The 14,230-nt window shown below is 59.5% G+C and carries 16 protein-coding genes; 15 read left to right on the top strand and 1 reads right to left on the bottom strand.

The window, feature by feature from the left end:
* Nucleotide 1 precedes the first annotated feature (1 nt).
* From JNM42_RS14385 to JNM42_RS14325, 13 genes are all read left to right on the top strand, one after another.
* Entirely contained in the window at nt 2-658 is a 657-nt protein-coding gene (locus JNM42_RS14385) for an energy transducer TonB (RefSeq protein ID WP_294271451.1), read from the top strand.
* Between the two features lie 164 nt (nt 659-822).
* Nucleotides 823-2,460 carry a putative porin gene (locus JNM42_RS14380; protein WP_294271448.1) on the top strand — a complete coding sequence of 546 codons (1,638 nt, stop codon included), beginning with the start codon at nt 823-825 and terminating at the stop codon, nt 2,458-2,460.
* The gene (locus JNM42_RS14375) at nt 2,447-3,040 is read left to right on the top strand and encodes a hypothetical protein (RefSeq protein ID WP_294271443.1); all 594 of its coding nucleotides are present in this window, start codon (nt 2,447-2,449) and stop codon (nt 3,038-3,040) included. Before JNM42_RS14380 ends, JNM42_RS14375 begins: the two co-directional genes overlap by 14 nt.
* 144 nt (nt 3,041-3,184) lie before the next feature.
* A complete protein-coding gene (gene phoB, locus JNM42_RS14370) occupies nt 3,185-3,925 on the top strand; it encodes a phosphate regulon transcriptional regulator PhoB (protein WP_294271441.1) in 741 nt (246 codons plus the stop codon).
* 219 nt (nt 3,926-4,144) lie between these two features.
* Nucleotides 4,145-4,603, top strand: coding sequence for a type II secretion system major pseudopilin GspG (gspG, locus tag JNM42_RS14365; protein ID WP_294271438.1), 459 nt, complete (start codon nt 4,145-4,147; stop codon nt 4,601-4,603).
* A 14-nt stretch (nt 4,604-4,617) separates the two neighbouring features.
* The gene (locus JNM42_RS14360) at nt 4,618-5,802 is read left to right on the top strand and encodes a type II secretion system F family protein (RefSeq protein ID WP_294271432.1); all 1,185 of its coding nucleotides are present in this window, start codon (nt 4,618-4,620) and stop codon (nt 5,800-5,802) included.
* Nucleotides 5,803-5,810: 8 nt separating this feature from the next.
* A complete protein-coding gene (locus JNM42_RS14355; protein ID WP_294271429.1) occupies nt 5,811-7,520 on the top strand; it encodes a GspE/PulE family protein in 1,710 nt (569 codons plus the stop codon).
* On the top strand, nt 7,501-8,274 hold the full coding sequence (locus JNM42_RS14350; RefSeq protein ID WP_294271426.1) for a hypothetical protein: 774 nt from the start codon (nt 7,501-7,503) through the stop codon (nt 8,272-8,274). The genes JNM42_RS14355 and JNM42_RS14350 overlap by 20 nt, the downstream gene beginning before the upstream one ends.
* Entirely contained in the window at nt 8,267-8,794 is a 528-nt protein-coding gene (locus tag JNM42_RS14345) for a hypothetical protein (RefSeq protein ID WP_294271423.1), read from the top strand. Before JNM42_RS14350 ends, JNM42_RS14345 begins: the two co-directional genes overlap by 8 nt.
* A complete protein-coding gene (locus JNM42_RS14340) occupies nt 8,776-9,345 on the top strand; it encodes a hypothetical protein (RefSeq protein WP_294271419.1) in 570 nt (189 codons plus the stop codon). The genes JNM42_RS14345 and JNM42_RS14340 overlap by 19 nt, the downstream gene beginning before the upstream one ends.
* Nucleotides 9,342-9,899, top strand: a complete 558-nt coding sequence (locus tag JNM42_RS14335) for a hypothetical protein (protein WP_294271411.1) — start codon at nt 9,342-9,344, stop codon at nt 9,897-9,899. The genes JNM42_RS14340 and JNM42_RS14335 overlap by 4 nt, the downstream gene beginning before the upstream one ends.
* A 260-nt stretch (nt 9,900-10,159) precedes the next feature.
* Nucleotides 10,160-11,524, top strand: coding sequence for an undecaprenyl-phosphate glucose phosphotransferase (locus tag JNM42_RS14330; RefSeq protein ID WP_294271408.1), 1,365 nt, complete (start codon nt 10,160-10,162; stop codon nt 11,522-11,524).
* Between the two features lie 7 nt (nt 11,525-11,531).
* A complete protein-coding gene (locus tag JNM42_RS14325; RefSeq protein WP_294271406.1) occupies nt 11,532-12,185 on the top strand; it encodes a lytic transglycosylase domain-containing protein in 654 nt (217 codons plus the stop codon).
* Between the two features lie 45 nt (nt 12,186-12,230).
* On the opposite strand, the gene JNM42_RS14320 is transcribed toward JNM42_RS14325, so the two are convergent.
* Nucleotides 12,231-12,359 carry a hypothetical protein gene (locus JNM42_RS14320; RefSeq protein WP_294271403.1) on the bottom strand — a complete coding sequence of 43 codons (129 nt, stop codon included), beginning with the start codon at nt 12,357-12,359 and terminating at the stop codon, nt 12,231-12,233.
* A 239-nt stretch (nt 12,360-12,598) separates the two neighbouring features.
* Between JNM42_RS14320 and JNM42_RS14315 the strand changes: the two genes are divergently transcribed.
* Nucleotides 12,599-13,213, top strand: coding sequence for an HD domain-containing protein (locus JNM42_RS14315; RefSeq protein ID WP_294271399.1), 615 nt, complete (start codon nt 12,599-12,601; stop codon nt 13,211-13,213).
* A 24-nt stretch (nt 13,214-13,237) separates the two neighbouring features.
* Complete coding sequence (locus JNM42_RS14310; protein WP_294271397.1) at nt 13,238-14,056, top strand: Sir2 family NAD-dependent protein deacetylase; 819 nt, start codon at nt 13,238-13,240, stop codon at nt 14,054-14,056.
* Nucleotides 14,057-14,230 lie beyond the last annotated feature (174 nt).

The following is a 14,230-nucleotide window of genomic DNA, read 5'->3' as shown; positions in this document are numbered from 1 at the left end:
CATGGAGACCGCCAATCCGCCACCTCGCCGCTGGCTGAAAAACCTTGTCATTGCGCTCGCTGGCCTGGCCTTGCTCGGCCTGATCGGCCTCGGCGTCAAGAGCCTGATGGGCAGCAAAACGGGCAAGCCGCGCAAGCCGCCGACGGTGACGCTGATGCCGGACAAGCCGCCACCGCCACCGCCCAAGGAGGAAAAGAAACCGGAGCCGCCGAAGGAAGACAAGAAGGAAGTCAAAGTCGTCCAGCCCACCGAGCAGGCGCCTCAACCCGCGCAAAACGAGCCGCTGAAGATGGAGGGCGTGGCCGGCGAGGGTGGCGGGCCCTTCGGTGCCGGCACGGTCGGGCGCGAATACAGCGGCGGGTCGATCGGCGGCATCGGTGGTGCAGGTACCTTTGCCGGTCGCCTGCAACGGCATTTTCAGGAGCAACTGAGCCGCACGCGAAAGCTGCGTGAGTCGGACTATACGGTCACCGTGAAAATCTGGCTGCGCCGCGACGGCTCGATCGAAAGGGCGGAACTGGCCGGTACGACAGGTTTTGAAAAGCTGGATCAGTTGCTGCGTGAATCCTTGCAGCAGATTCCGCCGATGCGTGAGGCGATGCCCGAGAAACTGGTGCAACCGATCAGGATTCGCGTCACCAACCGGGGTGCGGTCTGATCAGAGAAAACGTAGCGAAGGATATTTGCAGGTCGGGCAAACCCAGAGGGCGTAACCCGACAGAGGCGGTTGCGGACGTTGAAAAGGACGTTCGGGTTGCGCCATCTGGGCTTACCGACCTACTGGACTGAGCTTTTCAGGATGAAACAAACTGAGAGAACGAGATGAAATCCAATTCAAAACACGCCTGTCGGGTAATCGTCGGGTTGCTATTCACTTCGCTGGTCATCGGACAACCGGTACGTGCGGATGATCGCGAGTCTCTTGAGGCGCTACGCGAAACGACGCTGAACCTGATCGACGCACTCGTCGAGCAGAAGGTATTCAGCCGCGAACAGGCCGAAGCAATGGTCAAGGCCGCTCAGGTCAAGGCAGCAAAAACTGTGGCGGCAGAGAAACCCAAGGCCGGTGCGCCGGTTCGTGTGCAATACGTTCCGGAAACGGTAAAGAACGAAATTCGCGACCAGCTCAAGCAGGAAGTTTTGGCGCAGGCCAAAGCCGAGCGCTGGGCCGAACCCAATGCCGTTCCCTCTTGGCTCGACCGAATCATGTGGGAGGGCGATCTTCGCTTGCGCTATCAGATGAACCAGTTCGACCCGAACAACGCGCCGCCCATCGACTATATTTTTGCTGCGGATAGTGGTACCACCCGTGCAGCCAATTTCCTGACAGGTACCTTGCAGACAGGGCCGACCGCCAATACCACCAATGACCAGGATCTCTATCGCCTGCGCGCGCGCCTTGGCATGCTGGCCAGGATTTCCGACGACTGGAGCGCGGGTGTCCGTCTGACGACTGGCAATGATACCGATCGAGTGTCGACCAACCAGACCCTCGGTACGAATTTCAACAAGTACACCCTTTACGTGGATCGTGCCTACATCAGGTACCAGCCTGCCGATTGGCTAACGATCATCGGCGGGCGAATTCCGAATCCCTTCTTCTCCACCGACCTGGTGTGGGATGAGGATCTGAATTTCGATGGTATCGCGGCGACCTTCAAACCGGCAATTGGCGATGGTAGCATTAAGCCATTCCTGACCATCGGCGCCTTCCCGATTACAGCCGACAATCCACCCAATTCAAGTACCCGCTGGTTGAGTGCGGTGCAGGCGGGCGCCAAGTGGGACATGACGCACAAGTCCAGCCTGACCGTCGGTGCCGCCTTGTACGACTACAACAATATGGGAGGTCAACCGGACGGTGACCCAGGAATCGATCTGGTCCCGGGTTTCGGTCAATATGGATATGGAAATAGTTTGCGGCAGAAAGGCAACACGCTGTTTCTCACGGATTTTGATCGCACCGATGGAGAGGCACCCCAGTATTGGGGTCTGGCTTCAAAGTTCCGTCCGCTCAATCTGACGGCCATGGTCGACCTGGCTCATTTTGATCCGGTGCACGTTATCCTGACCGCCGATTACGTCAAGAACACGGCATACAGCCGCAGCGAAATCAAGCGCCGTACCGGAATCGCGCTGACCGACGGCAAGGATTACGGCTATCTTTACAAGGTAGCCGTCGGCATGCCGAAGCTGGAGAAGCGTCATGACTGGCAGGCGACTTTTTCTTACCGCTTCCTCGGATCCGATGCGACGATCGACGGCTTTACGGATTCCGATTTCGGTCTGGGCGGCACCAACATGAAAGGTTATACGCTGGGTCTGAGCTACGCTGTCGACCAGAATGCCTGGCTGAACCTGCGCTGGTTGTCGGCGGAGTCGATTGATTCCTTCTCGCTTGTTCCATCACAGCGTTATGCGGTGGATGTCCTCCAGGCGGATGTCAATGTACGCTTCTAAGACATCGGTCGCAGCGCTGCTACTGCTGATGTCGGCATTGGCCGTTTCACCGGCGTTGGCCGCTGATAAAAAAGCCGACCCGAACAAGGAGCAGGTGCGTCGAATGCAGCAGGCGCAGCGCAAGCTGGAGCAGGAAAAAGCCCAGTTGGCGGCGCAGAAGGCCGCCGTGGAGAGCGAACTTGACGAGGAAAAAAAGAGGGCAGAAAGCGAGGCGCTTCGCGCCAGCGCGCTGAAGCGCGATGTGAACGGCCTGCGCTCGGCGCGCGACGCGGTGGCGGCCAAACTGGCCGAAACCGAGGCCGAACTGCGCAAGACCCAGGAGGCCCAGCGTGCGGCCGAAGCTGAGGGCAAGCGCTTGCAGTCGGCACTGTCTGCAGAAAGGCAGCAGCATGCCACCTGCGTCGAACGTGGCAACGAACTGCGCAAGGTCAGTGGCGAGGTGCTGGAACTCTACGAGAAAAAAACGTGCCTCGACAGCGCGCTGCAGAGCGAACCGTTCACCGGCCTGAAGCGGGTCGAGATCGAGAACGCCGTCGAGGACCTGCGCGACAAGCTCGATGGCCTGCGATCGGGATCGTGAATGGAGACTTCGGGTGCAGTCTGGCGACCTGAACCGACCTGCATTTTCTGACTAAATCACCTGAACGAAAACATGCGTATCATATTTTCGTAATCTGGCTGGGTTATCTTCCAGTGAATTCCGTGTTTCATCCTGAGATATAAAATGCCTGCAAGAATTCTTGTGGTTGAAGATGATCCTGCAATAACAGCGCTAATCGCGACGACTTTGGCCCATGCCGGATACTCCGTTGAAAAATCAGTGGACGCCGAGTCGGCCTGGAAAAGGCTTGTTTCGTCTTCTCCTGATGCTGTTCTCCTTGACTGGATGCTTCCGGGTATGTCCGGTTTTCAATTACTGCGCCGTTTGCGTGCCGATATGCGTATGCGCGATCTGCCCGTTGTCATGCTTACGGCACGGGTGGACGAGGTAGATAAAATCGCTGCGCTTGAAGCAGGGGTCGATGATTATGTGACCAAACCCTTTTCTCCCCGTGAGCTGGTGGCACGTGTCAAGGCGGTCTTGCGTCGGCATGAAATGCAAACGGATGAAGATATCGTCGAGTCTGGAGAGATATGCCTGAGTTCAGTCGCTCGAAAAGCCACGGTTCGTGGCATTGGGGTGGAACTTGGGCCAGTGGAATTCCGCTTGTTGCATTTTTTGATGAGCCACTCCGAACGGGTGTATAGCCGCCGTCAGTTGATTGTCAGTGTCTGGGGAGAGTGTTCCAGCGTCGAGGAGCGAACCATTGATGTACATATCAGGCGATTGCGCTCAGCGCTTGAGCCACATGACTGCGATTCGATGGTGCAAACGGTGCGCGGTTCAGGCTATCGCTTTTCCAAGCTGGTTGCGGGTGATTCGCTTCAATTCGGCAATCTCGGTTTCAGATCATTGGGTGGTTAGCGGTATTCCTCGTTATCAGACATTTCCTGCATCGCAGGAACCATTTCGGGCTTCGCCATACAGCACGTACCCTTGTGCGGCCTGATGGCCTGACCCGACTGGCACATTGCAAACGTGACAGGATTAAGCCGAGTGACTTAATCGTACTTCGCACGTCACGTTCCTGTAACGCTCGAAGCCTAGTATCATCGTTGTTCTCAACCAAACTTTGGCGATCCCATGCTCGGCAATCTGCTTCCTTTCCTCCCCGGCAGCATTTCCAGGGTCTCCTTGCTGCGTCAGCAGGGCTTCACCCTGCTCGAACTGCTCGTCGTCATGGTCATTATCGGCCTGCTCGCCGGCTATGTCGGACCGAAGTATTTCGCACAGATCGGCAAATCCGAAATCAAGGCGACGCGCGCCCAGATCGACGCGCTGGAGAAGGCGCTCGATCAGTATCGTCTCGATGTCGGCCATTATCCGAGCACCGAGCAGGGGCTGAGCGCGCTGATGAAGCAACCGGCCGGCGAAGCCCGCTGGCAGGGGCCGTATCTCAGGAAGGATGTTCCGCTCGACCCCTGGGGCACGGCCTACCAGTACCGCCAGCCTGGCGAACACGGCGAGTTCGACCTTTTCTCCTTCGGCAAGGACGGCAAGGCCGGGGGTGATGGCGAGGCGGCCGACATCACCAACTGGTGAGCGTCGGAGCGATCATGGATTACGAGGTGATGGCCGTGTTTCCTGGCAGGGGTGTATCCCGGTTGCGCGTCGTGGCCGAATCGCCCGATCTGGCGGCGGTCGCCCCGGCCTTGCAGGGCGGCGTCGTTGTATCGCTACGCCCACTCGGGCAAAACAAGTCGCGTGCTCGTCGCGGCAAGTTTCCGCTGCCGCTGTTCACACGTCAGATGCTTTCGCTGCTCAAGGCCGGGCTGACCGTGGTCGAAGGGCTCGAAACATTGTCTGCGCAGGATCAGGGTTCGCTCACCGCCGACGTGCTGGGCAGCCTGCTCGCCCACCTGCGTGAGGGCCAGTCGCTGTCGGCAGCACTGCAGCTCCATCCCGAGGCCTTTCCCGATCTTTACGTGGCGACGGTGAAGGCCAGCGAGCGCACCGGTGATATGCCCGAGGCATTGCAGCGCTATATCGTTTTCCACGAAAAGCTGGCCGACCTGAAAAAGAAGATTGTCAGTGCCGCCATCTACCCGGTATTGCTGATGTCGGTCGGCGCGCTGGTCACGCTCTTTCTGCTCGGCTTCGTCGTGCCACGCTTCAGCCTCGTCTTTGCCGACAGCGGACGTGACCCGCAAGGACTCTCCAGCCTGCTCTTTGCCTGGGGCGGCTTCATCAACAATCACGCTGGCGCGCTGGCGATTGGCGCTTTGTTTGCCGTCGCCGGACTGGCCGGACTGTTTTCATTGCCTGCTGTCCGTGCCGCCCTGGCACATTCCGCATGGCGCGTTCCGGCGCTGGGCGAGCGCATTCGCCTCGTCTATCTGGCCCGTTTCTACCGCACCACCGGCATGCTGTTGCGCGCCGGCATCCCGCTCAAGACTACGCTCGCGATGGTCGCCGACATCCTTCCAGTGGCCTTGCGCGCAGGTTTGCAGCAGGCAGTGGCCGACATCGAGCAAGGGCAGCCGTTTTCAAAAGCGGCCGAGCGTGGTGGCCTGTCGACTCCGGTCGCCTTGCGCATGATTGCCGTCGGCGAGCGCAGTGGCCAGCTCGGTGACATGATGGAAGCGGTCGCCACCTTTTACGACGAGGAGATCAACGATCTGGTGGATACCTTCACCCGTCTGTTCGAACCTTTGTTGATGACCGTCATCGGCGGTGTCATCGGCGGCATCGTGCTGTTGTTGTACATGCCGATTTTCGAGTTGGCCGGTAATTTTCAGTAGGTGCGGCGATGAATTCATCTGCGGAAGATCGCCTGCTGATCAACAGCCTGGATAGGGAGGCGTTGCTCGCCGAGGCGCGGAAACTGGCAGCGGCCGGCGGTGGCCTGCCGGCGGTGATGGCCGGCTTGCAGACTGAATTTGGCCAGAGCGAAGAAGCGGCTGGTGAGCTGGCGGCGGCGGCCTTCGGTCTTTCCGCGATCAGCCTGACCGCACTCAGCGAACACTCGCTGGCGCTGACGCTGGCCCCCTTTGCCGAATTCATCCGCCGTCAGGTGCTGGTTCTGGAGGTGGGCGAGGGGTATCTGGTTGCGACGCCCAACCCCTTCGACGTGGCCCTGCGCGACTGGCTCGAAGGGTTGGTACCCCTGGGCAAACCGCTGCACTGGCGGCTGGCGCCGGCCGCGGTGCTGAGCGCCTATCTGGCCCGTGAAGAGTCGCGGGTGCGTGCGCTCGATGGTAGCCTGAGCGGAGATGTCGGGCAGATCGCCATTGGTGCGGTCGCTGAAGACCTTTCATTGCAACGTATTTCGGAAGACGGCAGCACCGTCGTCCGCCTGCTGCGTTCTACCCTGCATGACGGTCTGAAAGCCGGTGCCAGCGACATCCACATCGAGGCCAATAATCGCGGCCTGGCGATCAAGTACCGCATCGACGGTGTGCTCAACTACGCCGGTTCGCTTGACGGCAGCGAAACCGCCGAGCAGATGGTTTCACGCATCAAGGTACTTTCCGAGCTCGATATTTCCGAGCGCCGGGTTCCGCAGGACGGTCGCTTCAAGGTCAGTTGGCAGGGCCGCGAAATCGACATCCGCGTCTCGATCATGCCCAGCATCTGGGGCGAGGATGCGGTGTTGCGCGTGCTCGACAAGCAGGCGCTTACTGACCACCTGCAGGGCTTGCGCCTCGACGCCATGGGTTTCGATGTCGATATCATTGCGCACATTCGCCGTCTTTCCAGCGAACCCTACGGCATGGTGCTGGTCACCGGCCCGACCGGCAGCGGCAAGACCACTACCCTGTATGCCGCGCTCAGCGAGATCAACCGCGGCGAAGACAAGATCGTCACCATCGAGGATCCTGTCGAGTACCAGCTCTCCGGCGTGCTGCAGATTCCGGTCAATGAGAAAAAAGGCCTGACTTTCGCTCGTGGCCTGCGCTCCATCCTGCGCCACGATCCGGACAAGATCATGGTCGGCGAGATCCGCGACGCCGAAACCGCACAGATCGCCGTCCAGGCCGCGCTTACCGGCCACCTGGTTTTTACCACGGTGCACGCCAACAACGTGTTCGACGTCATCGGCCGCTTCCTGCACATGGAGGTGGATCCTTACAACCTGGTTTCAGCGCTCAACGGCGTTGTTGCCCAGCGCTTGATACGCACGCTGTGCCCGGCCTGTACGAAGCCGGTGACGCCTTCGGAGGACGAATTGTCCAGTGCCGACATTGACCCGATCGCCAGTACCGGCTGGACCTTTCGTCAGGCCGTCGGGTGTGGTGCCTGCCGGGGTACCGGCTATCGTGGGCGGCGGGCCATTGCCGAACTACTGGTACTCAACGATGAAATCCGCGAACTGATCATTGCTCGCGCACCGATCCGCCAGCTCAAGGAAGCGGCCCGCCGTGGCGGGACACGTTCGCTTCGCGAAAGCGCCGTCGATCTGGTGCGTGATGGTACTACCAGCCTGGAGGAAGCCAACCGTGTTACTTTCGTGGCTTGATCGTCTGACCCTCTTCGTACACCCGCACCGGGTACTCCTTGATCGGCAGCCCTGGCGGGGAACGGCCAGCCGACAACAGGCCGACGTCGACCTGCCGGCGGCTGGCGAATCCGACTGGCAGCCGGCGCTTACTGCCGCCGGAGCACTGCTCAAAGCCCACGGCCGGCGGGGCGCTGCGCTGCGTATCGTCATCGCCGATCATTTTGTGCGTTATGCGTTGCTGCCGTGGAGCGAAGACATTATCGGCAACAAGGCACGGCTGGCGCTGGCGCTGGCGTTGCTGAAAAATTCAATGGGCGACAGGGTCAAGGCGCTGGAAATAGCGCTCGACCGGCCGGCCTTCGGAAAGAACGGCATCGCAGCCGGCGTTGATCGCCAGTTGCTGGCCGGTCTGCGTGCCAGTGCTCAGGAGCATCGACTGCGACTGGACAGCTTGCAAGTGCGCTTGATTGCCGAACTGGCGGCCAGGCACAAGCAAATGGAAGATGGCTGGTTTGCCTGTATCGACCGCGAATGGCTGACACTTGTTGGACTGCGCCGCGGCGAAATCGGCTGCCTGCACAACCACCGCGCCAGTACCGGCGACGCGGCCCTGCTGGTCGTCGAACTGGCCGGGCTGCTAGCCGCTGAAAGGGCGGCGGTCGAGGGCAGGAATCTGTTCATTTCAAGCCGCGATGTCGCCATCCCGTCGCTCGTCGGCGACTGGGAGACGACACGCTGGCCGGCCTCCGTCGGCGCCGACCTCCATGCGTGAAATCATGCTTGACTTTCAGCCTCGCCGACCGGGCTTGCTGGCGCTCGTACTGTTGTTCGCCGGTGTGCTGCTGTGTGCCGATGCCTGGCTGGAAGACACGACGCTGCGCGAACGGCTGAACGACGTTGAATCCCGTCTTGCCCAGGCCCGGCAACGCGCCGACCGGCTCGCGGCCGGTCGCCGTGACAGCCGCCCGGAGAACGTTTTCTCGGCAGAAGAAAACAGTGCTCTGCGCCAGGCCATTGGGGCCATCCGGATTGACTGGGATAAGCTCTACCGGAGCATCGACAGGGCGGTCAGCGAGGAGGTCAGCCTGCTTGCCATTCGCCCCAATGCTGCCGGCAAATCGCTGCAGATTTCCGGTGAGGCGCGCGACATGGCGGCAGCGCTGGCCTTTGTCGAAGCGCTGCGCCGCGAACCGCTGGCCCACGTCGCGCTGCTCTCGCACCAGATCAAGCAGAACGACCCGCAACACCCAATCGTTTTCGAGATTTCCGCGACATGGCTGAGCGGTTCCTGAGCGCCTCGCTGGCCCGCCTGCGCTTTGCGCTCGCCAACCTGCAGGTGCTGCCGCTGATCGCCTTGCTGCTGGTCGTTGCCGCCGCGCTGACCCAGCTTTTCCTGCTGCCCGCCCGCGAAGCCGCCATTGAGGAGGCCGAGCATCGCCTGGCCAGCCTGGAACGCAGCACACGCCACGCCCTGATCGAACGCCGGAGTGATCGCGTTTCGCCTGAAGCTACCCGCCAGCGGCTGCTCGACCGCTTTCCGAGCGAAGACCAGCTCAACTCGGAGCTTGGTCGCCTGATCGAGTTGGCCACCCAGCAGGGCTTGCAGGTGCCGAGCGGCGATTATCGGCTGATACCAGGCAAAGATGGGCTTTTTGATCGTTATGTGCTCAATCTGCCGGTCAAGGGCAGCTACCAGGCGATTCGTCGCTTTGTGACGGCAGTACGCAGCGAGTTTCCCGACCTGGCGGTCGAGGACATCACACTGCGTCGCGAAAACATTGGCAGCGCCGAGGTCGAAGCGCAGTTTCGCTTCGTCCTCTTTGGCCGCAGGAAGAACGCATGAAGCCGAAGCAACGCTGGATGCTCATCGGCGGCCTGCTGCTGGCCACGCTTGTTGCCGGATATCTGGTAGACGACGAACCGGTAGCTGAAAAGAGCCCACGCAGGAAGGCTGCTTCGGCCAGCACGGTGGCGGCGAGCGGCGCCACCAAGGAGAATCGCCGTACCAGCATCAACGATAAAATGCCCGAAACCAACGCCGCACCACTCAGCTTTCCCGAGCCGGCGGATGCTGGAGAAAGTGAGCCGGAGGGCGAGAAGGAAGAAGAGAAGGAGATCATCGATCCCTTCCGCAACAAGAGCTGGTACGTTGCCCCGCCGCCACTGCCACCACCCAAACCAGTCGCCCCGCCGCTGCCTTTCCAGTACCTCGGCAAACTCAGCGAAGACGGCCAGATCAGCGTATTCCTGAACCACCAGGGCAGGTACCTGATCGCCAGGAAAGGCGACGTGATTGACGGTATCTACCGAGTAGAGGAAATCGCCGGCAGCCGGATGACCTTGCTCTATCAGCCGCTGAAGGAAAGACAGGTGCTCTCGATCGGCAGCGAGAAGTAACAAAGCCGGCAAGGTGCACGACCGGGTGCATTAATCGTAGCGCATTGCAGCATCGGTGATTGGCACAATTCGTGCGTTCCATGATCTCTGGCAAATCAGCTCTTTGGTGACGGGTTACGGCCTTAAAGGCTAGCCTGAGATGCCAGATGCTTAACCCGTATCCTGTGAATTCACGCCTTTGTCACAGACTTAGGTTAGGCTACACACCTTCCACCGAGGTCTAGAACATGTTTGCTAACCTACAACGACAACAGAAACTGATGAGTGCGAAGATCTCATTGCTGTCGCTGGGCAATGCATTCCTCGATCCGCTGTTGATCATTTTTTCCCTGCTGGTGGCGGTCGCCTGGGCCGATGAAAGCTTCGATCGCAGCTATGTCATCCTTTCACTTATCGCGTTTTCGATTTCATTCCCCGGCGAGTCGAGGCATGACAAATCATTGCGTGCTGCTACGCTGGATATCGCCATCGGCTGGGCGGGAATCGTGGCCCTCCTGGTTATCTTTGGCTATGCCAGCGACTATCTGAAAACCTTTCCGCGCGACATGCTCCTGGTCTGGGTGGCGCTGACCCCCTTGATGATGTTTCTCGGTCAGCTTGTGCTCAGGCTTTCGATGCGCCAGTCATTGCTTGCCGGCATTAACCGCAAGAAATCCGTCATCATCGGCATGGGGGAACTCGGTATCCGGCTGGCACGCGAGATCCAGGCCAGCCCCTATCTCGGGATCGATGTTCACGGCTTTTTTGATGACCGAAATCCTGTCCGACTGGGCAGCCTCGATGCGCCTTTGCTGCTGCTCGGAAGAATCGACAGCCTGACAGGCTATGCCAGCGAAACAGGGGTCGATATCATCTACATCACACTGCCGATGACGACCCAGCCGCGCATCCTCAAACTGCTTGACGATTTGCGCGATACCACGGTTTCGATCAACTTCGTTCCGGATATTTTCATCACCGATCTGATTCAGGGGCACGTCGACAGCATCAATGGCATTCCCCTTGTCGGTGTCTGCGATACGCCGTTCCATGGCGTAAACGGCATTGTCAAGCGAGGCAGCGACATTGTGTTGTCGATCCTCATCCTGCTGCTGATTTCGCCACTCATGCTGGCTATCGCACTGTGCATAAAACTGAGTTCGCCCGGTCCGGTGCTTTTCGTGCAACGCCGATATGGACTTGACGGAAAGGATATTCTGGTCTACAAGTTCCGTTCGATGACCGTCTGTGAGGATGGCGAACAAATCAGGCAGGCGACGCGCAACGATGAAAGGATTACCCGGCTCGGTGCTTTCCTGCGCAAGACTTCGCTGGATGAATTGCCACAGTTTATCAACGTTCTGCAGGGGCGCATGAGCATCGTCGGGCCACGACCGCACGCGGTCGCCCACAACGAGACTTACCGCAAGCTGATTAAGGGTTACATGGTTCGGCACAAGGTCAAACCGGGGATTACCGGCTGGGCTCAGGTGAATGGACATCGCGGTGAAACCGAACAACTGGAAAAAATGGAGGCCCGCATTGAATTCGACCTGGACTATCTGCGCAATTGGTCACTCAAACTCGACCTGGCGATTATCGCCAGAACCGTTCTCGTGGTTGTGAACGACAAACAGGCTTATTGAGAAGGCTATGCGAAACTGTTTGCGCTATCTGCTCGTTGCCGCTGGCCTGCTGGCCAGTCCTGCGTTGTTGGCCGCAGCGGAAGGCAATGTCTGGTCCTATGAAGACAGTGACGGCGTTACACATTTCTCCAATGTTCCGGACAATGCGCGGTATCGCCTGTATCTCAAAACCCCTGGAAGTTACCGCCTGAAACCCGAGTTCAATTCAGGTGTTGCCGCTTCCCGGACCAGCCCATCGCGAGCTTTGACCATCGGCCAGGACAAACTCCCGTTTGCCGCCATGGTCGCTGCCGCAGCCACCGAACAGCAACTTGACCCGGCGCTGTTGCACGCCATCATTCACGTCGAGTCACGGCACAATCCGGAGGCCGTCTCGCCGAAAGGGGCGATCGGCCTGATGCAGGTCCTGCCGGAAACGGCCCGGCGGATGGGCGTCGATAGCATCAGCACCCCGGCAGCCAACATCAATGCCGGTGCTCGTTATATGCGCTTCCTGCTCGATATTTTCGGGAAGGACGTCCAGCTTGCGCTGGCAGCCTACAACGCTGGTGAAAACGCGGTGATTCGGCATGGCAATCAGATACCGCCGTACCCTGAAACGCTGGCCTACGTCCCCGCCGTCATCACGGCCTATCACCAACTGCGCAAGCAGAAACCGTAGCGCCCACGCATCAACCGGATGTTACTCAATCCACCTACATGTATGCTAGGACAAGAAGTGCAGTACCGTGATCAGCGGTGCCGAGAGAAGGTTGTCGACCGATAAGAAGGTCATCGAGCGTGACGGTTTCCTTGCCGACACGTCGAAAAAGCAGATCAGCTTCGTCCAGCGCATCAGGCCGTTGTTCAGACCGCACGGCTGGAAGACGGTAGGACGATCCCCCGCAAGCGGCTATACCAATGCGATATGCCAACGCTGTTCCGTTTGCCGATGGCATCTGCGCCAGGCGACGTGGTCGCTTGAGAACCCCGACGGGCACTGGCGGTCTTATGACTGGGATGAGTTGATCGTGCGTGACAGGGTGAGCGTCGACATCAGGCCGCGCTCGAGAATCTCAGCTCGAGCATCTCAGATTGATCGACGGCGACAGGACGGATAATATTGCCGGTAATGACCGCTGGCAGAACCAGTTGAAAGCCTATGCTATGGAAGCAAAAAAAGTACTTCAGATTGTCCGCGCGCTCGACTTCGCCGCTTGGGCGCATTCGGCGCAGCGGCGCAAGGGCGGTGCGCGCGAGCCCTACATCAATCACCTGACCGAGGTGGCACGGCTGGTGGCGCAGGCTACCGGCGGCAATGACGAGAAGCTGATCATTGCCGCGCTGTTGCACGACGTGCTGGAAGATCAATCGATGCATGTCAATTACGAAATGCTGGTCGAGAACTTCGGCAAACGGGTAGCGAATATCGTGCGCGAGGTGACTGATGACAAGTCGTTGCCGAAAGACGAACGCAAGCGCTTACAGGTGGTCCATGCGCCGCATCTGTCGCGGCGCGCGAAGATTCTCAAGATCGCCGACAAGTCGGCCAACCTCAATTCGATTCTGCAAACACCGCCGCACGATTGGTCGGCGACCAGGAAACGCAAGTATTTTGCCTGGGCCGCCGAAGTGGTGAGCGGCTGTCGTGGCGTTAACGCCTGGATCGAAGCCGTATTCGACGAACGTCTGAGTCTGGGCAGGTTCTGATCGGTACTTTGTCGGGAGTGAGCCTTGTCTGCCGAATACGCGCGCTGCGCTGAACTCATCGCTCACGCCGACGGGCTGCTGATTACTGCCGGTGCCGGCATGGGCGTTGATTCCGGACTGCCTGATTTTCGGGGAACACAAGGGTTCTGGGGCGCGTATCCGGCGCTGGGCCGGGCGAGGATTGCCTTTGAGCGGATCGCCAATCCCGCCGCTTTCGAGAGCAATCCGAGGCTGGCCTGGGGCTTCTACGGACATCGTCTGAACCTTTACCGGGCGACCATTCCGCATGCGGGCTTTCGTATCCTGAGGCAGATCGGCGAGCAGATGCCAGCGGGCTGCTTCGTCTTTACCAGCAATGTCGATGGCCAGTTCCTGAAAGCCGGGTTTGACAGAAGCCGCATCAACGAGTGTCACGGTTCGATCCATCACCTGCAATGCCTGGCTGGGTGTGCCGGGGAGATCTGGGCTGCGGATGACTACCTCCCCGAAATTGACGATGAAAACTGCCTGCTGACCTCGGACTTCCCCGCGTGCCCGCGCTGCCAGGGCATGGCGCGGCCGAACATCCTGATGTTCGGCGACTGGGGCTGGCTGGAGCAGCGCACTGCCGAGCAGAACCGGCGCATGAGTGCGTGGTTGCACCAGGTAGAACGCCTGCTGGTGATCGAGATCGGTGCCGGTACCCATATTCCGACAGTTCGTCTTATGGGTGAATCGCTGCCCGGTCAACTGATCCGCATCAACCCGAGCGAGCCGGACTTGGGCGAGGGGAATGGGGTTACGATAGCAGTTGGCGGGCTGGAGGCCTTGTGCGGCATCGAATCGGCCTTGAGTCGGTTGTAGTAGCGTAACTTGGTTCTGAGCCACAAGATTTACTTCAAGGTACATTCTGGTTGGCCAGAAAAGACTACAAAAAGAACCTGACTCAATTTGGATGAGCCATGCAACAGTTGGGCAACGCGATCGTAGCCGCCTTGTCTTCCGAGTCTCGGGGGGGTGATGAGAACGCGCCATTGG

This window comes from Propionivibrio sp., from assembly GCF_016790145.1.
Lineage (GTDB): Bacteria > Pseudomonadota > Gammaproteobacteria > Burkholderiales > Rhodocyclaceae > Propionivibrio.
The sequence above is the reverse complement of the archived record's forward strand: the minus strand, read 5'-3'. Positions and strand labels throughout refer to the sequence as shown.